This is a genomic window from Pseudomonas inefficax, from assembly GCF_032164165.1.
GTDB classification, from domain to species: domain Bacteria; phylum Pseudomonadota; class Gammaproteobacteria; order Pseudomonadales; family Pseudomonadaceae; genus Aquipseudomonas; species Aquipseudomonas inefficax.
In genome coordinates this window covers 4504401-4524369 of sequence record NZ_CP134401.1, presented here as the reverse complement: position 1 = coordinate 4524369, position 19969 = coordinate 4504401, and the positions used below count along the sequence as shown (strand labels likewise).

Below are 19969 nucleotides of genomic sequence, written 5' to 3'. Positions count from 1 at the left end.
ACAATGGCCAAAGCTGTCAATATGGATGACCGGTTTGGCCGTTTGGGCGCGTCAGACCGGCCGCGCCAGCGCTTCTCTGGTCAGGCGCAAGTTCAGCGCGGCAAGCGCCCGTGCGCGGGCTTGCTGAAGGTTTCGCGCCTGCTGCAGATAGCCAGGGTCACCCAGCGCGGCGGCAGCACTGCGCTGCGCCTGCCCTTGTGCTTCCACAGCCTGCCATTGTTCGAGGAAGTCGTCCTCGACCGCGCTGTAGAGCGATGGATGAAGTGCCCGCAAGGACTTGATCCAGAACCCGAGCTTGCTGATGAATGCAGGTCGCTCCTCGCTGGCTTCAGCTGTAAGCACCGAAACATAGGCCGCGTCCAGGTCTGCCGGGCTAACCTCGACCATGTGCGCAAAATAGGTGCTGGTGGGCTGACCGAGCAGATTGAGACGCTGCGCCAGCCCCACCCGATAAGCCAGGCTGACCTCCACCTCCTCCTCGTCGTGCTCACCTTGCTCCCAGCGGCCATCTGCATACCTTGCGTCCATGTTCGCGCGGGCGAGCTTTTCGACCTGGTCCAAGCGGAACAGGCGCCGAGCGAGCATCAGGCGTTCCTTGGCAGTTGCGCCGGGTTCACCGTTGTGGGTGAACTCGGCCACATGCATACCCACCTCCAACTGACTGAAACAATGCGCTACGCTGTCGGCACAAGTACGCGGGTCGGCCGCCAAGTCGAACAGGTCCCTGCGCACCCGGGCATCGCCCTTGGCTGCTGCCACCACCCTCCATACCCTTCGCCCGGTCTCCTGCGGCGCTGCCCTGAAATCGGCGCTTTCCACCAATTCGTCGAGCAGCCCGAAAAATGCATCGCTGTCCGCTTCGATGCGCAGCGCATCCCACAGCGCTTCATGGGCTTGACGCTGGTTGTCATCGAGCGTGCCCAGCCAGGTGTTCTTCGATACGACGGGCTCCAGCTCGACCAGCGTCGGCTGGCCGGGGTGCGCAGGGTTGCGCAGTTGGTCCATCACTTGCTCCGACAATGGGTTGCCAGACAGGATAAGCAGCTGGCGCCGCGGCACTGGTGAATCGATGAGTGCTTGCGGCAGGTCGGTGATCTGGTTGTTACGCATGTCGACATAGGTCAGCTGTTCACAAAGCTCTAGCCCTTCGGGCATTGCCGTCAGGCCAACGCGGCGCAGGCTCAGGGTTTCCAGGCTATGTAGAGCTCCCAACTGCAGAGTCACCGCGCCCAACGGGTTATCGCTGAGCTCGAGGCTGCGCAGTTCGCCGAGGCCAGCCAGCACCGCCGCCTGGTCCTCGTCCAGGCGAATCTGATTACCGGCAAGGTTCAGCTCGCGCAGCTGGCCGAGGTTCTCCAAGCAGGCAGGCAGTGCATGCAGATCGTTGTAGGCAAGGTTGAGTACCTGCACATTGGGGAAGAACGACAGGAAATCCTCAGGCAGCGCCGGCAGGCGCAGGTTGACCAACACCAACTGGTCGATGTGGCCAAAATCCGTGCCGGCGGGCAATTCGGGCAGCTCGCCCAGAGGAATGGAGATCAGAGAAACGTTTGCCTGCCTGCCGCCCTGCGGCCGGGCCGCCAAACGGAAGGTCTCCATTCGCCACGCCCGCTGAAATTCGATGCTGGCTTGCAGGCGATGATCACGCACATGTCTATTGGCATGCCGCGCCCAGGCATTGAGGCGCTGGGACAGCTGATCGTATTCCAGCTCCAGCCGCAGTACCGAGCTGAACGGTGACGCGCTGTGCTGGTAAAGCAAATCGATGTAATGCTCGGCCTGCACTTCATTCAAGCTCGGATAAAGCGCGAGGATCCTGCGGCGTAACACGCACTCAGGCGAGTCCAGGCACGACAGCACCGGGCCGAGCGGGTAGCCGGCGCGGCCATCGCCGAGCCGCTGGAAGGTGGCGCCAAGCGGCCTGGCTTCACGCCAGCCTAACAAGGCCAGCTGTTCCTTGGGTTCAGATGGCAGCCAGGCCTGTATCTGCGCGCGGATGCGCTGCGGCGCATCGTCACCCAGCCAGCCCAGCCGACGGCAGTAGGCAGGGGAAAGGCAGGCCGCGAGCACTTCGAACAAGCCTTGCGGCTGCGCGACATCCAGGTCGCTGCGCCTGCCAGCGTCGTCATACAGCTCGAAGCGCCCCGCTGACCAGACCATGTGCAGCCTTTGCGGCGGCTTGCCAAATGCCGGCAGCAAGCGCTCGAGTACCGGGCTGCTGGACGAGCGCTCATGCAGCACCAGGTCGGTCTGGTCGGCAGCGAGCCCCTGACGTTGCAACAGACGAAATACCAAAGTAACGGCATCATGGCTGTAGCTGTCACGCAAACACAATGCCTCGCGCAGGCGGGTCAGCCGAGCACGCTGCTGCTGCAGCCGCGCCTGTTGAGCCAATACCAGCGGCAGGCGCGAACTGCTCTGCATGCTTGCTCGCATTTCGCTGGTGGCCGTTCTGAGGATATCCGACGCATAGGCTTTGGGCAGTTGCGGGAAATGGCGAGCGAACAACGGCCACAACGGCTCTTCGCGCAGGTATCGCTCAGCAAAATGATCCAGCATGGCAGGGCGCAGTTGGCCGGCCTGGTCGCTCGCGGCATCCACTGGCGCACCCAGTTTCTGGCTACACCAGTTGAGCCGATCGGCAAAGGCCGCGCCTTCAGCCGAACCGTCAAAAAAGGCTTGGTTCTGAGTATGCACCGCGAACCGCTCGAGGGTGTCGCGCAGCGTCACCGGTAACGGTCGGGATTCGACCACCAGCCGACGCAACCCCGCCTCGTCTGTGCCCGCAACCAGCAGTATCTGCGCCACCTGCTCGGCTGACAGGGTTCTGGCCGCCGGCCACAGGCGTGTGAGCAAGTACGCGCTCCCTTGCCATTGCTGTGGCCGGTCCAGGCTCAGCCACCAGCCGCGTTCGCCATTACTGCGCAGCAGCGGGCCGAATGCTTGCGGGCCATCCGGGTGCAGCAAGCGCCACGCGCCCTTGCTGTCCTGATACACGCCGTAAAATTTCCCATCGTTGTGCCACCATAATTCACCGGCACCGCTGAACAGCCCGTCGTGGCGTTCAGTCATCTCAACATCAGGGTCTGCTTGTCGATACGGCGCCAGATCGGACAACCAGAGTTTCTCCTGCCCCTGCTCAGTGATAACGGGTTCGAGCGTCTCGACAAAAACGCTACGCGCCGTGTAGGCCGCCACGGACGCCACCCCAAGCGTTGCAACCGCGCCAGCCACCTCCAGCAAATGCTGCAAGGCTTCGTGCTGGTGACCTTGGGACCAGTCGCTGACGCCTTCGTACACATGCCCCAACACTTGCCTGGCCATGTCTGCCAACAGCAAGGTGCCCACCACAGGCACGAACAAACCGGCCAGGGTCAGCAGACCGATGCCGGCGTTTTTCAGTGCGGTCAGGCGCACCGCAGCCGCTTGGCTATCCACGCGAGCCGAGGGAACCGCCACAAACATCGCGTCGTTCTTGATACGACGCGCCTGCCAGCGGGCCATATCGATGAACCACTTACCATCGGTTTTCGACCGGCCAGGCTGCAAGTCTGGCTGGGCATCACTCAAGCGCACAGCCAACAAAGCCTGGAAACCCGCCCGATCATGCAAAGCGATGCGCTGCAGCAAAGCATGCTGAAATGCCACTTGCGCCAGCTCACGGACCAGAGCTTGCTTGACAGCGCCCCAATCCGCAAAACGACGTAACGACGCTGACGCCGCGCCGGGGAGGTAAATGATCACGCCTTTGAGACGATCAGGCGGCCCCACCGGGAAATCGCTCTGCCGCCGGATCGGCTCGCGCAACTCGAAGGCCAGGGCGCCGTCGACCCGTTTTCCCAGAACCTTTAACGCCCCGGTGTCAACGACCAGCCCCTCGGCATGGAATGCTGGCTTGTCTTGGCAAATCAAGCTTAACGCCATGCCATCGGCACTGTTGAGCTGCCCTTTCAGGCAGGCCAGCTCGATGGCGAGTGCCAGCTCCTGGCGTTTGTCTTGCGCCAGCGCATCGACGAAGGCTGGGCCCAGTACCCGGGCAAGATGCGCCTGGTAAGCGGCCCCGACATCGACTTCCCGGCAGACGGCGACCAGATCATCGATTCGGTCGGTCAATATGACGGGCGCTTGCTGGCCCGCAGCCTGTGGCCCGAGCACTGCGGTCTGGTTGGCGAAAGACTCGCCTGCAGTAAAATTTTGCAGCAGTTTTTGCAGCAACGGCTGCTGGACGAAACGTGTTTCGAAGTCTGGCGGAAGCAAACCCGGAATGGGCTCGAATGGCCGCTGGCTGACATGAATGCGCGCTTCTCGCCAGACGGCGGTATCCAGCTCGATCACCTGCCCCAGCCGGCTTGCAATGGCTGGTTGAAGCAGACCTTTCGCGAATTCCCCAAGCGGTTGCAACTGGCCGCTATAACGGGCCATCTGCTTCTGGCTTTGCAAATGCGCAGTCACACAGTCATGCAAGCGCCTGACTTGTTGCGCACTGGCTTTGGCAAGCCACTCGGGCAAATGACTGGCAATGAAGCCATTGCCAGGGTAAGAGGAGGCGCGGAGCGCCTTTGCGGGACACATAGGCAGAGCCCTGTCTGGTTGAAGGGCCATCACCATGATCAGCCAGCCTCGGTACAGACAGCAGGAACGCTTGCCTCTGGGCAGCAACCATCTCGGGCAAGCGTCCTGGGCGAGATACGAATTTCACTCTCCTGCGCGATCGATAGCAGGGCGATCAGGCGCCGTGGTCAGGCCTGGCTTGCAATATTTCCTTGGTAAATTCCACAACCAACCTGTAGCGGTCCGAGGTCCGCCTGTATTCAAGCTCATCCCATTCAGCCTGAGGTGCCTGCGCGCCGGCGCCCTGCTCCGTCTGAGCGGACAATGCGTTTGCCTGCTGCGCATAGTGCGTATCGAGCTCCTCGAAGCGCTGCTGATTCTGGCTTTCCACCCAACCGCTCCAGAACGGTTGCAACGCGAGAAACTCGGCCTGCGCCTCTACGGTCTCGCTTTCGCGGACGAATGCGCGCGCTGCTTCCAGCTGAGCTGGGGTAACATTGGCCAGATCGCCGTACCTGAATGACGAGGGTTGCCCTGGCAAGCCCATTTCCTGCGCCAATGCCACGCTGTAGGCGAGCTTGACCTCTATCGGGTCTACCTGTTGGTGCAGGCTCTCGCGCGTGGCAATGTCCATGCGTGCGAACCTTTGCAACCTTTCCAGCCGGAACAAGCCAAGCCCCAGTTGCAACAAGCCATCCTGCTGGACGTCGGTGGCTCGGTTGGTCTGGGCGATCAGGGCTTGCAGATGCATTTCGCTGAAGCGTTCGGCAATGCTGTCGGCGCAGGTCGTCCTGTCTTCGGCGATGGCTGTCACCTGGCCTGCAAGCTCGGCATCTTCATCCATCGCCTCGAGCAGCCCCCACACCTGCAGTGTCAGATCGGCTCGGTGCCTGTGGTAATCCTTGGTGTTCTGCAGCGCCTGCAAGATATCCAGCACACGCGCACGGCCCGCCACGCCGAACACTCGGTCCCAAAGATCGCGCTGCACCTGGGTGGCGGCCTCGCCCAGCCACAGCTGGCGAGCCGGAACTTGCACCACCGGAGCGGCTTGTGGGTGCGCCAAATGGGCCGGCGGAGCGTGCAATCTGGCCAATTGGCGTGCAGAGATGGCGTTGTTCTGCACCTGAAAAGCCATACGAAATTCATACGGCATTTGCATGATCGCCTGTGGCACCTCGGTAATCTGGTTACAGCGCAGATCCACCACGGTAAGCAGGGCACATTGTTCCAGCCCTGCGGGCCATTCCACCAGGCTGCAATGGCGCAGATGCAGCGCTTGCAACTGCGCAGCCGGGTTGAAACGCAGTGCCAGGCGCCGCAACGGATTCGCGCTCAGGTCCAGCACGGCCAGATGCTGTAACCCGCTCAAGGTTTCGCTTCCCATTTCGCCCCACCGGATGCGGTTATAAGACAGTTGCACGCTTTCCAGGTTGGCCATATGCCGCAGCCCGGCGGGCACCCGGAGCAGGTGGTTTCTGGAAAAATTCAGCCTGCGCACTTCTCTGAAGCAGCTGAAGAACTCGTTAGGCTCCACGACCAGCGGCGTATTGATCATCACCAGCGTGGTCACGAAATGGAAGTCGAGGGCCTCTGCCAGTTCCGGCAGGCTGCTGACCTGAAAGCCGCTCAGGTCAAGAATCCGCCCACCCAATTCGGCATGCATCCTGTCGAGGGGCAATTGCCGGCGCCAAGCCTGACGTAACCTGGCTGCAAACAACCGCCGCGGCCCCGCCTCGTTGCCCCTGGCATACGAAACCCATCGGCCTAGACGGTGGTTGAGCAGACGAAAATTGTCTTCCTCGGCAAGCATCGCTGCGAACGGGTCTTCGCTGCGGTTGATCCTGTCCAGGTGTTCATCGATTTCTGCGTCACTCGCACCATGGTAAAGGCTTCTGAGCCGCGCGCGCAGTTGGCCCACGTAGCCCTGTTCGGTTGACTGCTGACCGCCCAGAGGGTAACCCACTCGCCCGTCAGGCAAGCGCTGCCCGGGGTTGAACCAACCTGGCTGCTCTCGCCAGCCGAGCCGCCTGAGCAATTGCGTACGCGTCGTCGGTATCGCCTCGATAATCAGTCGGCGCAGCGCGCCGGCCGGATTCGCGGGATCAAGCATCAACCGGCTTTGCTGTCCGGGTGACAGCAGGGCTACAACCGCCGCGAAGATGTCGTCTGGTGCATCCACCTCAGTATCGAGCGACGTGCCAAGGTGGCCATACAGCTTGAACTGCCCCTCGGCGCGCACCAGTACTACCCCGGCCTCTGCGGGCGCTTGTGAGTTGAGGATCGCGATCAGGCGGCCCGATGCGCTTTTTGCGCGCAGCTCCAGCCGCTGCCGGAAAGACCAGTTGGCCAGGCGTGGTAACAGTTGCACCAGCAGTTCACCGCTTTCGTCGCTGTAAGCGTTGCGCAGCAGCAGGCCTTGTTGAGCCCGGCTCAGCCTGGCCAGTTGCAGCAACGCCCGGGCTTTTTCGGCGACCGGCAGCGGTAGCCGCTGCAACAGTTCGATCTGCTGCCGCTCTTCGCCAGAAACCGAATACGCCAGCTCCAGGGCATAGCCAACAGGCAACCCGGCAAAGTCACGCAAGACTACGCCCGCAACGCGGTCCTCCGTGGTCGCTTCCTGGGTCAGGTGGGCAAACAGCTCCGCACGCAATGTCGAGCTCTGTTCGACAACCGCAGCAGCCAGGCCGGCGTCGTCGACGCCGGCAAATTGCGGACGTTGCCGGCAGTACTGGATGAGTGCTGGATCCGCCCCAGCCTTGGCGGCGCCGAGCGCGGCAAAAAACGTTTCGATGCGCCGATCCGCCGCGAAGCGGCGCAAGGTATCCCGCAGGTTGGCTGGCAAGGCGCGGTTATCGAGAACGATGCCGCGCAGCTCGTCCAGGTCACTGCCTGCTACTTGCAATATTGCCTGGGCACGCTGTGAGTCCAGTGGCTGTGCCTGCGGCCACAGCCGGTTGAGCATCTGCGCTGGATCGCTCCAGGCTGCCAGGCGCTCTTGCGGCAAGTGCCAAAAGCGCTCCCCGTTGAAATTGACTGCGGGCCCGTAGGCCTCACTGCGCAGCGGATGACGCAAGCGCCAGCCGCTACCCGCGTGCGGCTGGTGCACCTCATAGTAATCATCAGCGATGCGTAGCCAGTGCCGCTGACCGGTGCTATAGAGGCCTCGCTCATCGAGTAACGCATTTTGCTCCAGATCACAGGCATAGGCCGTCAGATCATTTTGCCAGAGACGCGCGCCAACACCTTCAAGGCTGACCGGCACCAGGCCGTCGACGAATGTACTGCGCTGTAACAGCCGTACCACAGCCCCGGCACCCGCCACCGCGCCGGTGGTGATGGCTACGCCCGCAGCAATCTGCGCAACGCCAAGCAAATGTTCAAGTGCCTCGTGGTCATGCCCCTCGGCCCAGTCGGCCATCCCTTCATAGGTATGGGAACAAACCTGGCGCAGCAAGTCGGCCAGCAATGCTGCCCCCACCAGCGGAATGAAGAATCCGGCGAGGTTGGCCAGGTTCCAACCGGCCGAACTCCAGGTCGCCAGGCGCTCCTGACTGGCCTTGGCGTCGGCATCAGCGGTGGGCACCAAAAGCAGCCGCGCATCATCTTTGGCCCGATCGATCAGCGCCGCTACCCAACGCTCGCCAATGGCGCCATGCCCCGCCTCGCCTTCCACTTCAAGATCGGGTTCAGCATCTGCCAGGCGCAATCCCAGTTGATCAAGAAACGGCTTTCGCTCGCGCAGGGCTATGCGTTGGCTGAATGCTGCCAGGGGCTCCGGCGTCGATAACTGGCGGACCAGCGCCTGCTCAAGGGCCAGCTTCGAGTCATAGCGGCGCAACGGATGATCGGAGCCATCTGCCAGGTACAGGATTACCCCTTGATCACTGTCATCGTGGCCGCGCAACTGTATGTACAGCGCCTCGTGCACGGTATGGCCGAGCATGCTCAGCAAGCCAGGATACGCGATCAATGCGGGAGCGGGATCCTGTGGTGCCCTGGCACTGGGCGCGAAACAGGCATCCAACGCTGCTTTCACTGTCGCGTCGATCTGCCCGCGCAAGAGCGCGACCTGCGCGGCAAGCCGCAGCGCGGCGAGTTTGTCACCGACCAGTACCGCCCGGTGGCGTCTGAAGTTGTCGGTGAGCAAGGTCTGATACCTGCCACCCGCATCCAGGCTTCGGCAGGCAAACACGAGCGAATCGATATCCTCGGACACCAGCGTTTGCGTGACAGGATCGTAAAGGCCACTGCCATCCAGCGGGGTGGCGCCTTCGGCGAAGTTCTGCATCAGGCGCAGTAAGGCAGGGCCAGCCTTGTAGGAGTATTCCAGGTGGGGCAGCGAGACACCCAGCAGCTCCACTCCCTTGTCTCGCCACTGCAGCTTGCTGAGTGATTTGCCCGCTGGCAGAAACCGGCTCAGGGCCCGGGCGAACTGGGTTGCGGCAAACTGCTGCACTGGGGCGACCGCTTGCGTCGCATCCTTCACTCGCTTCTGGCTGGCCTTGTGCGCGTCGAGCAGGCGGCGTAGTTCGCTGATTTGCCCCACGGATGCTTCTTTTAGCCAGTCTGGCAAGCGCTGCTGGATGAAACGGTCGGTGGCCCGTTGCTCATCCTCCACGGTGTATGCGAGGGGCTTTTGCGAAACGGCGGCAAACTGGCGCATGGGCTGTGCTCTGATCGGCGGAAAGAGACGCACAATCTTTCATCGAAGCGCCCTGCCGGTCAGGGGGAATTACCTCACCCGCTAGCCTTCAACAGCCCGTCAACGCCTGCCGCGGGCCTGGGTCTGCTCGCGATATTGCCCAGGGTTGCAGCCAAACCATTTGCGAAATGCCTTGTAGAACGAGCTGCTGTCGGCAAACCCCAGGCGCTCGGCAATTTCAACCATGCCTGGCTGTGGCTGGCTCAACCAGGCAATGGCGAGCTCGCGCCGGACGCTGTCTTTAAGGCCTTGATACGACTGCCCTTCTTCAGCCAGGCGACGGCGCAAGGTGGAAGGTGACAAGCACAGACGCCTTGCCAGGCTGTCGCTGTCGGGCCAACGGCCAGGGTCCAGGCCCAATAGATCGCTCCGGATACGCAGGCCCAGGCTGGCTGGGTCACGGTATTTCACCAGGATATTGCCCGGCGCTTCGGCAAGAAAGCGCTGCAGCTCTTCTTCGGTACGACGCGGCGGCTGGTCGAGGCCGTCTGCCGCCATTACCAGCCGGGTCAATGGCCGCTCGAAGTGCAGGTTGTCCGAGAACATCACGCGATAGTCTTCGCAAAATGGCGGCGCGCTGCAACGCAGGTCGATGGCCAGTATCGGAATGCGTCGCCCGGCCAACCAGCACGCAACACCATGCACGATCATCCAGAAGGTGAAATAGGTAAACGCCCGGCGGGGTTGATCGCGGGGTTCGTTGATCACGATCTCGGCCAAGCCCTGCTGACGCACCAGGGCCGGTTGCAGGTCCTGCAGCATCAATGACAAAAAGGCCAGGGCCGTTTCCAGGCCGGCGCCGAGGGTAGGTTGCGCCATGCTGGCCCGGCACATGAACGCCAGGCTGCCATTGCGCAAGCCGCGCGGGTCCATGGCAAAAAACTCATCGTTGCAACGCCGCGCCAGCAGGCGCCAGAGCCGGGCATAGGCCTGCGCCCCAACGCGCGCATCCGGCTGGTGCAACTGGTCGGCGTCGATACCGGCGCGCGTCAGCAAACCCCTGTCAGGCTCGCCGGCCGGGCAGGTTTGTAAAAGTGCCTCACGCACCAGGTGCATGGAGATGGTGTCTTTTTCGCTCATCGGCCGTCCCGTCGGCTTGATCTCGGTAGTTACGGCCACCTTGGGCAACCGCCATCAGAGTGTTGCCGCCAGCCCCAGAAAAGCCTGGATCAGGCGCAGTTCCCGGCGCCGCTCCAGGCAGCCGACCAGGTGCTGGTTGACCAGCCCCTGCCCGGCCAGGGGCCGGGCGACCACCCGCGGGTCACTGGCGACCTCGGTGGACGAAACCACGCCAATGCCAAGTTCCGCTGCCACTGCCTCGGTGACCGCTTCGCGGCTGTCCAGCTCCAGCAGTACGCGCGGCTGCACCGTCGCCGCCAGGCAGGCCTTGTCGAACGTGCGGCGGGTAGTGGAACTGGGCTCGCGCAGTACCATGATCTGCTGATGAAGCGCTGTCAGCGGCAGGTCGCCCTGCTCTGCCGCCCAGGCATGCCCCACTGGCAGCAAGGCACACAGGCGTGACTGGCAAAGGCTCTGCAAATGCAAGCCCTTGCGCGGTTCGATCTCGGTCAGCACGGCGACATCGGCATGTTCACCGAGCAACGCGGCCAGGGTTTCCTGGGCATTGCCCAGCCGCAGATTGACGGTGATACCCGGGTAGCGCTCGCGCAGTATTGCCAGCATCGGCATGACCCGATGCGGGCCGTCGGCGGCCACTTCCAGACGCCCGGTCAGTAGTTGCCGGTTGGCTTCGAGCATGGCTTGCGCTTCGTCGGCGAGGCTGAACATGGCCCGCGTGATGGCTGCCAGGCGGGTGCCCTCTTCTGTCAGCTCCACCCGGCGGGCCGTGCGCCGCAGCAAGGTAATCTGATAATGCTCCTCCAGCGCCTTGATGTGACCGGTCACCGCCGGCTGGCTGATGAACAGGCGTGCGGCGGCGCGGGTAAAACTGCCTTCACGGGCTACCGCGTCGAAAGCACGCAACTGGAACAGGTTCATGGACATAGGCCTGGCTAATGCTCGAATTGTCTGCGAGCAATTTGACTGATGAGGGCGTCAGCTAGCAAGGGCAATCAGCGAAGGCATGTGTGGCCAGGTACCAACTGCTTCTCGAATGAGCGCGATAGCACGTATGACAGGTGGACCGGTAAACGTGGCCAGTTGCTTCTGACTGGCCAGGCAGGCAGGTGCTGCGCGATGAAATCGTCGAGGGAAACAGGCGTAAAGCAGAGGAACGCGGGGCCATTTATCGGCACGACTTATAGCTCGGATAACAACAAACAATTTGATTGATGACAGCGCCAATTGCAACCTAGGCCCCGTAGTTTCAGCCCACCGCTTGTGAGGAATAACGGAATGAGCAACGCCCCGATTCTGCTGACTCCCGGTCCCCTGACCACATCAATCCGCACCCGCCAAGCCATGCTGGTGGACTGGGGCTCCTGGGACCGCGACTTCAACCAACTGACTGCCAGTGTCTGCGAGCAACTGCTGGCCATCATCGATGGCAGCGCCAGCCACCACTGCGTGCCTCTGCAGGGCAGCGGCACCTTCGCCGTGGAAGCCGCGATAGGCACCCTGGTGCCACGTGATGGCAAGGTTCTGGTCCTGATCAATGGCGCTTATGGCCAGCGCCTGGCAAAGATCTGCAAGGTACTGGGCCGCAACTACAGCACCTTCGAAACCGCCGAAGACCAACCGACCACCGCCGCCGACGTCGACCGCCTGCTGGCCGCCGACCCGACCATCACCCATGTCGCGCTGATCCACTGCGAAACCAGCACCGGTATCCTCAACCCGCTGCCCGAGATCGCCCAGGTGATCAAAGGCCACGGCAAGCGCCTGATCATCGACGCCATGAGCTCGTTCGGCGCACTGCCGATCGATGCCCGCGCGATCCCCTTCGAGGCGCTGATTGCCGCCTCCGGCAAATGCCTGGAAGGCGTACCCGGCATGGGCTTCGTGTTCGCCGAGAAAACCGCCCTGGCCGCCGCCGAAGGCAACGCCCACTCGCTGGCCATGGACCTGCACGACCAGCACGCCTACATGGCCAAGACCGGCCAGTGGCGCTTCACCCCGCCGACCCACGTGGTCGCTGCCCTGCACGAGGCGCTGCAGCAATACAACGAGGAAGGTGGCCTGCCAGCGCGCCACCAGCGCTACGCCGACAACTGCAAGACCCTGCTCGACGGCATGGCCGCCATCGGCCTGCTCAGCTTCCTGCCTGCCGATATCCAGGCGCCGATCATAGTCACCTTCCACGCACCGAAGGATCCCCGCTATCAGTTCAAGGACTTCTACGAGCGGGTCAAGGCCAAGGGCTTCATCCTCTACCCGGGCAAGCTGACCCAGGTGGAAACCTTCCGTGTCGGCTGCATCGGCGTGGTCGGAGCCGATGGCATGCAGGCTGCCGTGAATGCCGTGGCCGAAGTGCTGCGGGAAATGGAAGTGCTGGATATCTGACCCTTTGCCCACCCAATTTCAGGAACACGCGCACATGAACTACAGCAACCCAACGCAGCTGCAAGCCGCCATCCTCGACTGGGCCGGCACCGTGGTCGACTTCGGTTCCTTCGCCCCGACCCAGATCTTTGTCGAAGCCTTTGCCGAATTCGATGTGCAGGTGTCCATCGAAGAAGCCCGCGGCCCGATGGGCATGGGCAAGTGGGACCACATCCGCACCCTGTGCGATGTGCCGGAAATTGCCGAGCGCTACCGCAAGGTGTTCGGCCGTACCCCGACCGACGATGATGTCACCGCCATCTACAACCGCTTCATGCCGCTGCAGATCGAGAAGATCGCCGTGCACTCGGCGCTGATCCCCGGCGCTCTGGACACCCTCACCGGGCTGCGCCAGGACGGCCTGAAGATCGGTTCTTGCTCGGGTTACCCGAAGGTGGTGATGGACAAGGTGGTGGAGCTGGCCGCGCAGAACGGCTACGTGGCCGACCATGTTGTGGCCACCGACGAAACCCCGAACGGCCGCCCATGGCCGGCCCAGGCCCTGGCCAACGTGATTGCGCTGGGTATCGACGATGTGGCGGCCTGCGTGAAGGTCGACGACACCGTGCCGGGCATCCTCGAAGGCCGCCGCGCCGGCATGTGGACCGTGGCCCTGGTGTGCTCGGGCAATGCCCTGGGGCTGACCTGGGAAGGCTACCGCGCGCTTAGCGCCGAGAAGCTGGAAAGCGAGCGCCAGCGCATCCACGCCCTGTTCGCCGGCTCTCGACCGCACTATCTGATAGACACCATCAACGAACTGCCCGAAGTGATCGCCGACATCAACCGGCGCCTGGCCCAGGGTGAGATGCCGCAAACATCCTGACCCGGCCACTGGGGCCGCTTTGCGGCCCCATGAAGGCCCACCCCTACTCCGGCAACTGCACCTGGGGCTTGGTCGCCGCGAAGATCGCCCAGCTCGACACAAACAGCGCCGCGATCAACGGCCCGATCACGAAACCGTTGAGCCCGAACACCGCCAGCCCGCCCAGCGTCGACACCAGAATCAGGTAGTCCGGCATGCGCGTGTCCTTGCCCACCAAAATCGGCCGCAACAAATTGTCCACCAGGCCGATCACCAGCACGCCAAACGCGGTCAGGATCACCCCCGACAATATCGCCCCGGTCAACAGGAAATACGCCGCCACCGGTGCCCACACGATCCCTGCCCCTACCGCCGGCAGCAGCGACAGAAACGCCATCAGCACCGCCCACACCAGCGCACTCGGGATATCCAGCACCCAGAAGATGAAACCGCCCAATGCCCCCTGGGTAATGGCCACCAGCACGTTGCCTTTCACCGTCGCCCGCACCACACGGTTAAACTTCAACTGCAAACGGCGCTTCTGCTGCTCGGGCAGCGGCACTGCCAGACGCACCTGGCGGGCCACCTCCGCGCCTTCGCGCAGGAAGAAGAACAACAGGTACATCATGATGCCGAAGCTGATCACGAACTCAAACGTTCCCTGACCGAAGTTGAACGCCTGGCTGGCCAACACCTGGCTGCCCTGGGTGGCCCACTTGCTGATCTTGTCGCGCAGCCCGTCGAGGTTGCCCATGCCCATGCTGTCCAGGCCCTGCTGGGCAAACGCCGGCAGCATCTCCTTGCCGCGCTCGACATAACCGGCAATGTCCAGCTCCCCGTGCTCGATGCGCTGGTACAGGGCGGCTCCCTCCTGCACCAGCAGCGCGCTGGTGATGATCACCGGCAGGATCGCCACCAGCAGGCACACCAGCAAGGTGGTCGCTGCGGCCAGGTTGCGCCGGCGGCCGAAACGCAGCAGCAGGTGGCGCTGCAGCGGGGCGAACAGGATGCCGAGTATCACCGCCCAGAAGATCGCACCGTAGTACGGCAGCAGGATCCAGATGAAAGCTATGGTCACCAGCGCCAGCAGTACTGCCAGGGCTTTGTTCTGCAGGGCGGTCTGGTTCATTGCGGGTCCTCGCATGGCTTATGCGTTATTAGTGCACCGCACCTGGGCAAAAGTGCCGCCATTCCCTTGATGCAAATCAATACGCGCCGTGTCTGCCAACCCTAGCATCCGCGCCTTTCGCTCCGGTGCGCACATGACCCTTATCGCCAAGCCCGAACTGCTGGCCCCCGCCGGCACCCTCAAGACCATGCGCTACGCCTTCGCGTATGGCGCCGACGCGGTCTACGCCGGCCAGCCACGCTACAGCTTGCGGGTGCGCAACAACGAGTTCGACCATGCCAACCTGGCCCTGGGCATCCAGGAGGCGCATGCCTTGGGCAAGCGCTTCTACGTGGTGGTCAACATTGCCCCGCACAATGCCAAGCTCAAGACCTTCCTCAAGGACCTGGCACCAGTGATCGAGATGGCACCGGACGCGCTGATCATGTCCGACCCAGGCCTGATCATGCTGGTACGCCAGCACTTCCCGCAGATGCCGGTGCACCTGTCGGTGCAGGCCAACACGGTCAACTGGGCCAGCGTGCAGTTCTGGCAGCAACTGGGCCTGAGCCGGGTGATCCTGTCGCGCGAGCTGTCGCTCGAAGAGATCGAGGAAATCCGCCAGCAGGTGCCGGACATGGAGCTGGAGGTGTTCGTTCACGGTGCCCTGTGCATGGCCTACTCCGGCCGTTGCCTGCTGTCGGGCTACCTCAACAAGCGTGATGCCAATCAGGGCACCTGCACCAACGCCTGCCGCTGGAAGTATGACGCCACCCCGGCCACCGAGAACGCCAACGGCGACATCGTGCGCGAAGTGCAGCCGACCCTGGGCCTGGGCGCCCCCACCGAGCAGGTATTCCTGCTGCAGGAAAGCAACCGCCCCGGTACCGAAATGCCGGCGTTCGAAGACGAGCACGGCACCTACATCATGAATGCCAAGGATCTTCGCGCCATCCAGCACGTCGGGCGCCTGGCGGCCATGGGCGTGCACTCGCTGAAAATCGAAGGCCGCACCAAGTCGCACTTCTACTGCTCCCGTACCGTGCAGTCATACCGCCAGGCGATCGACGACGCGGTGGCCGGGCGGCCATTCGACCGCGCCCTGATGGACAACCTCGAATCCCTGGCCCAACGCGGTTACACCGAAGGCTTCCTGCGCCGCCACGTGCACGACGAATACCAGAACTACCAGCGCGGCAACTCGGTGTCCGAGCGCCAGCAGTTCGTTGGCGAACTGACCGGGGTGCGCGTCGACGGCCTGGCCGAGGTCAAGGTGAAAAACCGCTTCGCCGTGGGTGACCACCTGGAGCTGATGACCCCGCGCGGCAACTACCACTTCGACCTGCACCGCCTGTGCGACCGCCAGCAGCAGGCCATCGAGGTGGCTCCGGGTGACGGCCACGTGGTGTACCTGCCGATTCCGGAGCAGGTCACGCTCGACTACGCCTTGCTGATGCGCGACCTCGGCACCGACGAGGCGGCCAGCTGACAAACCTGTAATGTGCGCCTCAGGTACCTGACAGGTGCCAGCGGCGAACATCGTGCAAGCCGCTTACGCTATGCTGCTGAACTACCGCTGGAAGGAGTGCTTCACCATGCTGCGCAAACACTTGCTGACCCTGGGCCTGCTGGCCGTCACTGGCCTGGCCCAGGCCGCCGAGACCATCGACGTCTACCGCGACCCCAACTGCGGATGCTGCAAGGCCTGGATCAACCACTTGCGCGACAACGGTTTCACCGTGAACGACCATGTCGAGCCGAACATGAGCGAGGTGAAGCAACGCCTGGGCGTGGCGCCACGCCTGGCGTCGTGCCATACCGGGATGATCGACGGCAAGTTCGTCGAAGGCCACGTGCCGGCCGAGCAGGTGCGCCTGCTGGCCAAGCGCAACGACCTCAAGGGCCTGGCCGTGCCGGGCATGCCCATGGGCTCGCCCGGCATGGAAATGGGTGACCACAAGGATGCCTACCAGGTCATCGGCGTGACCCAGGACGGCAAGGACACCGTGGTCGCCAACTACTGATGCTCAGCCTTTGGGCGCTGTTCCTCAGCGCCTTCGGTGCCGCCACCCTGCTACCGCTGCAATCGGAGGCCGTGCTGGTCGGCCTTTTGCTGCGCCAGCCCGAAGCCTGGACCACCCTGCTGCTGGTGGCTACCCTGGGCAATGTGCTGGGCTCGGTGCTCAACTGGGTGCTGGGGCGGGCCATCGAGCACCTGCGCGACAAGCGCTGGTTCCCGTTCAGCCCTGCCCAGCTAGAGCGCGCGCAACAGCGCTACCAGCGCTGGGGGCAATGGTCGCTGCTGCTCAGCTGGATGCCGGTGATCGGCGACCCGCTGACGCTGATCGCGGGCATCATGCGTGAGCCGTTCTGGCGCTTCCTGCTGCTGGTGACCCTGGCCAAGGCCGGCCGTTATGGGGTGCTGGCGATGATTACCCTGGGCTGGTTTCACGCCTGGTAACACCTTTCACGTTCCGCGTGGTCCACTGGCTGTTACAGTCGCCCCTTCCTACATGGCCCTACACGGAGTGCCCCCATGCTGCGCGCAACCGCCCTGGCCCTGGCCTGCCTCGCCGGCAGTTCGGCCATCGCTGCCGAATCGCCCACCTATGGCCCCCAGCTAGAGGGCTTCAGCTACCCGCATCCGCTCAAGCATTTCGACTTCAAGACCCAGGGCCAGGCCCTGCAGATGGGCTATATGGACGTACCCGCCCAGGGCCAGGCCAACGGCCACAGCGTGGTGCTGATGCACGGCAAGAACTTCTGCGCCGCCACCTGGGAAACCACCATCGATGCCCTGAGCAAGGCCGGCTACCGGGTCATCGCCCCCGACCAGGTCGGCTTCTGCAGCTCCAGCAAACCAGCCCATTACCAGTACAGCTTCCAGCAACTGGCGAGCAACACCCATGCCCTGCTCGAACAACTGGGCGTGAAGCAAAGCATCGTGCTTGGCCACTCCACCGGCGGCATGCTCGCCACCCGCTATGCGCTGATGTACCCGCAGCAGGTAGAGCGCCTGGCGATGGTCAACCCCATCGGGCTGGAAGACTGGAAAGCCCTGGGCGTGCCCTACCGCACGGTGGACCAGTGGTATGCGCGCGAACTCAAGCTGGATGCCGAAGGCGTGCGCGAGTATGAGCGCAAGACCTACTACGCCGGGCGCTGGAAGCCGGAGTACGAGCGCTGGGTGCAGATGCTGGTGGGCCTGAACAAGGGGCCAGGGCATGAAGCGGTGGCGTGGAACTCGGCGCTGATCTACGACATGATCTTCACCCAGCCGGTGTACCACGAATTCAAGGACCTGCAGATGCCCACCCTGCTGCTGATCGGTGACCAGGACACCACGGCCATCGGCAGTGATATCGCGCCGCCAGAGGTGAAAGCGAAGCTGGGCAAGTATGCAGAGCTGGGGCCGCAGGTGGCCAAGCTGATTCCCAAGGGTGAGCTGATTACCTTTGAAGGCATGGGGCATGCGCCGCAGATCGAGGAGCCGGTGCGGTTCAACCGTACGCTGGTGGAGTGGTTGGGCAAGTGAGCCAATAGGCGGGGGGCCGCTTTACGGCCCCCTACACTTTCCAGACCTGCTCCTCTGTCCAGCCCAGCTCGGCAAAGTCCACCGCCCGCAACCCTGCCTCTTCTTCACAGAAAAACTCATCCAGCTGCGGCGGCCTCACTGCCGTGTCACTGAGCATCGCATGCACCTGCCCACGGTGATGCACCTGGTGCTCGAACAGGTGCGCCAACAGCCGCAGCCGTTGCTCGCGCTGCACCCGCTCGGGGCGCACGATGCTTACATAGCGCCCCAGTTCACCGTCGCGCAGGCCGCGGCAATAGGCGATCAGCCGGTGGTCGGCCTGGGCCTGTTCGGCATGCAGGTCGGTGCAGGTGGCAAACGGCTGTTCCGGCTCGAAGAAGCGCTCGCCGTCGGCGTCGGGCTGCTCGCCACGCTGCTCGCACTCGAGCATGTGCAGGTAGAACCAGTCCACCGTCAGCAGGTGGTTGAGGGTGGCTTTGATCGAGGGGAAAAAGCTGCAGCGGGGTGCGACGAATTCGTCCTGGGTCAGTTGCAGGCAGGCCTTGTACAGGCGGTGGTTGGCCCAGCCATTGTTGTAGGCCTGGGTCAGCAGATGATGCGACAACGGCTCCATGGTTCGGCTCCTTTTCAGGCGAAGCGTTGCAGTTGCATCTCCCGTAGCCGGCTCAGGGTCCGTTGGTACGGGAACGCCAGATACCCTTGAGTGTAGAGCGCATCCAGCGGCACCTGTGCCTCCAGGTACAACGCCACCCGGCGGTCGTAGCATTCGTCGACCAAGGCAATGAAGCGGCGCACTGCGTCGTCCTTGGGCGACAGCGCCGGCAGCTCGCGGTCACCCGCCACCACCCGCGCCGCAGCATCCTCGGTGCCCCGAGCAATGCGCCCGGCCCGCTGCTCCCCACCCAGCGCCGGAATGCCCGACACCAGAATGGCCGGGAACCGGTCGCACAGGGCCATGAACTCCATGGCTGCCAGCGGCTGCTCGCACAGGTCGGTGAAGCGGCACCAGATGGCCTGCGCGCTGCGCCGCACCACCTGCACCTGCCGGGAGCCGATCGCCAAGGGCTGGTCTTGGCCTGCATCGCCGGGGCTGAGCTGGCGGAACACCTCGTCCAGCTGGCTGGCCTGCCCCGCTTGCGCCACCCAGTAACGCTGGCGCTCGGCGCCGGGGTGCAGGCGGTGGTCCTGCTCGCCGGCTACCGGCAGCACCTGCATGTGCCGCTGGATGGCGGCAATGGCCGGCAGGAAACGCTCGCGGTTGAAGCCGTCGCGGTACAGCTGCTCGGGTGGCTGGTTGGAGGTGGCGACGATCACCACGCCTTGGTCGAACAATACCTGGAACAGGCGGCCGAGGATGATCGCGTCACCGATGTCGTTGACGAACAGTTCGTCGAAGCACAGCACGCGAATCTGCCCGGCCAGTTCCCCGGCCAGCGCCAGCAGCGGGTCGGCAGTGCCGTTGAGCTGAAACAGGCGCTGGTGGACCCAGGCCATGAAGTGGTGGAAGTGCTGGCGCCGGCTGGGTACCCGCAGGCAGCGGTGAAACTGGTCCATCAGCCAGGTCTTGCCCCGGCCGACCGGGCCCCACAGGTAGATACCCTGGGTTGGGCGGCCCTGTTCGAGGGCCTGGAAGCAGACCTGCAAGGCCTCGACAGCGCAGGCCTGGGCAGGGTCGGCGACATAGCCCTGGGTGGTCAGGGCCTGCTGGTAGAGGGAGTGGGGATCGATAGCCATGCGGCATTCTACACGGCTGACACACCGCGGACCTTG

13 protein-coding genes are annotated in these 19969 nt (G+C 63.5%); 6 read left to right on the top strand and 7 right to left on the bottom strand.

Translation table 11 applies throughout. The features are described from left to right. Window positions 1–51: 51 nt before the first annotated feature. The 4 genes from RIN61_RS20450 to RIN61_RS20435 all read right to left on the bottom strand — a co-directional run bounded on the left by RIN61_RS20450 (window position 52) and on the right by RIN61_RS20435 (window position 11251). On the bottom strand, window positions 52–4608 hold the full coding sequence (locus tag RIN61_RS20450) for an NEL-type E3 ubiquitin ligase domain-containing protein (protein ID WP_313853737.1): 4557 nt from the start codon (window positions 4606–4608) through the stop codon (window positions 52–54). Window positions 4609–4726: 118 nt separating this feature from the next. Continuing rightward, the gene (locus RIN61_RS20445) at window positions 4727–9214 is read right to left on the bottom strand and encodes an NEL-type E3 ubiquitin ligase domain-containing protein (RefSeq protein ID WP_313853734.1); all 4488 of its coding nucleotides are present in this window, start codon (window positions 9212–9214) and stop codon (window positions 4727–4729) included. Between the two features lie 99 nt (window positions 9215–9313). Next, window positions 9314–10333, bottom strand: a complete 1020-nt coding sequence (locus RIN61_RS20440; protein WP_207878162.1) for an AraC family transcriptional regulator — start codon at window positions 10331–10333, stop codon at window positions 9314–9316. Window positions 10334–10387: 54 nt separating this feature from the next. After that, a complete protein-coding gene (locus RIN61_RS20435; RefSeq protein ID WP_112253282.1) occupies window positions 10388–11251 on the bottom strand; it encodes a LysR substrate-binding domain-containing protein in 864 nt (287 codons plus the stop codon). Window positions 11252–11608: 357 nt separating this feature from the next. Between RIN61_RS20435 and RIN61_RS20430 the strand changes: the two genes are divergently transcribed. Together RIN61_RS20430 and phnX are read left to right on the top strand one after the other, a co-directional pair. Continuing rightward, window positions 11609–12715: a 2-aminoethylphosphonate--pyruvate transaminase gene (locus RIN61_RS20430; RefSeq protein ID WP_313853730.1), complete on the top strand. Its 1107-nt coding sequence runs from the start codon at window positions 11609–11611 to the stop codon at window positions 12713–12715. A gap of 34 nt (window positions 12716–12749) precedes the next feature. Beyond that, on the top strand, window positions 12750–13577 hold the full coding sequence (gene phnX, locus RIN61_RS20425) for a phosphonoacetaldehyde hydrolase (protein ID WP_112253284.1): 828 nt from the start codon (window positions 12750–12752) through the stop codon (window positions 13575–13577). Between the two features lie 43 nt (window positions 13578–13620). Here the strand turns inward: phnX and RIN61_RS20420 are convergent, their stop codons facing one another. Next, window positions 13621–14685, bottom strand: a complete 1065-nt coding sequence (locus tag RIN61_RS20420; RefSeq protein WP_112253285.1) for an AI-2E family transporter — start codon at window positions 14683–14685, stop codon at window positions 13621–13623. A 133-nt stretch (window positions 14686–14818) separates the two neighbouring features. On the opposite strand from RIN61_RS20420, the gene trhP reads away from it, so the two are divergent. The 4 genes from trhP (at window position 14819) to RIN61_RS20400 (ending at window position 18199) form a co-directional block, all read left to right on the top strand. Next, the gene (trhP, locus tag RIN61_RS20415; protein ID WP_112253286.1) at window positions 14819–16153 is read left to right on the top strand and encodes a prephenate-dependent tRNA uridine(34) hydroxylase TrhP; all 1335 of its coding nucleotides are present in this window, start codon (window positions 14819–14821) and stop codon (window positions 16151–16153) included. 106 nt (window positions 16154–16259) lie between these two features. After that, window positions 16260–16688 (top strand): DUF411 domain-containing protein, encoded by a 429-nt coding sequence (locus RIN61_RS20410; RefSeq protein ID WP_313853725.1) that lies wholly within the window; start codon window positions 16260–16262, stop codon window positions 16686–16688. Further along, window positions 16688–17125 carry a YqaA family protein gene (locus RIN61_RS20405; protein ID WP_207878164.1) on the top strand — a complete coding sequence of 146 codons (438 nt, stop codon included), beginning with the start codon at window positions 16688–16690 and terminating at the stop codon, window positions 17123–17125. Before RIN61_RS20410 ends, RIN61_RS20405 begins: the two co-directional genes overlap by 1 nt. Before the next feature lie 75 nt (window positions 17126–17200). Further along, window positions 17201–18199: an alpha/beta fold hydrolase gene (locus RIN61_RS20400; RefSeq protein ID WP_112253288.1), complete on the top strand. Its 999-nt coding sequence runs from the start codon at window positions 17201–17203 to the stop codon at window positions 18197–18199. Between the two features lie 31 nt (window positions 18200–18230). Here the strand turns inward: RIN61_RS20400 and RIN61_RS20395 are convergent, their stop codons facing one another. Together RIN61_RS20395 and zapE are read right to left on the bottom strand one after the other, a co-directional pair. Next, window positions 18231–18812, bottom strand: coding sequence for a DinB family protein (locus RIN61_RS20395; protein ID WP_133970941.1), 582 nt, complete (start codon window positions 18810–18812; stop codon window positions 18231–18233). A 14-nt stretch (window positions 18813–18826) separates the two neighbouring features. Then, complete coding sequence (gene zapE, locus RIN61_RS20390; RefSeq protein WP_313853721.1) at window positions 18827–19933, bottom strand: cell division protein ZapE; 1107 nt, start codon at window positions 19931–19933, stop codon at window positions 18827–18829. Window positions 19934–19969: the final 36 nt, after the last annotated feature.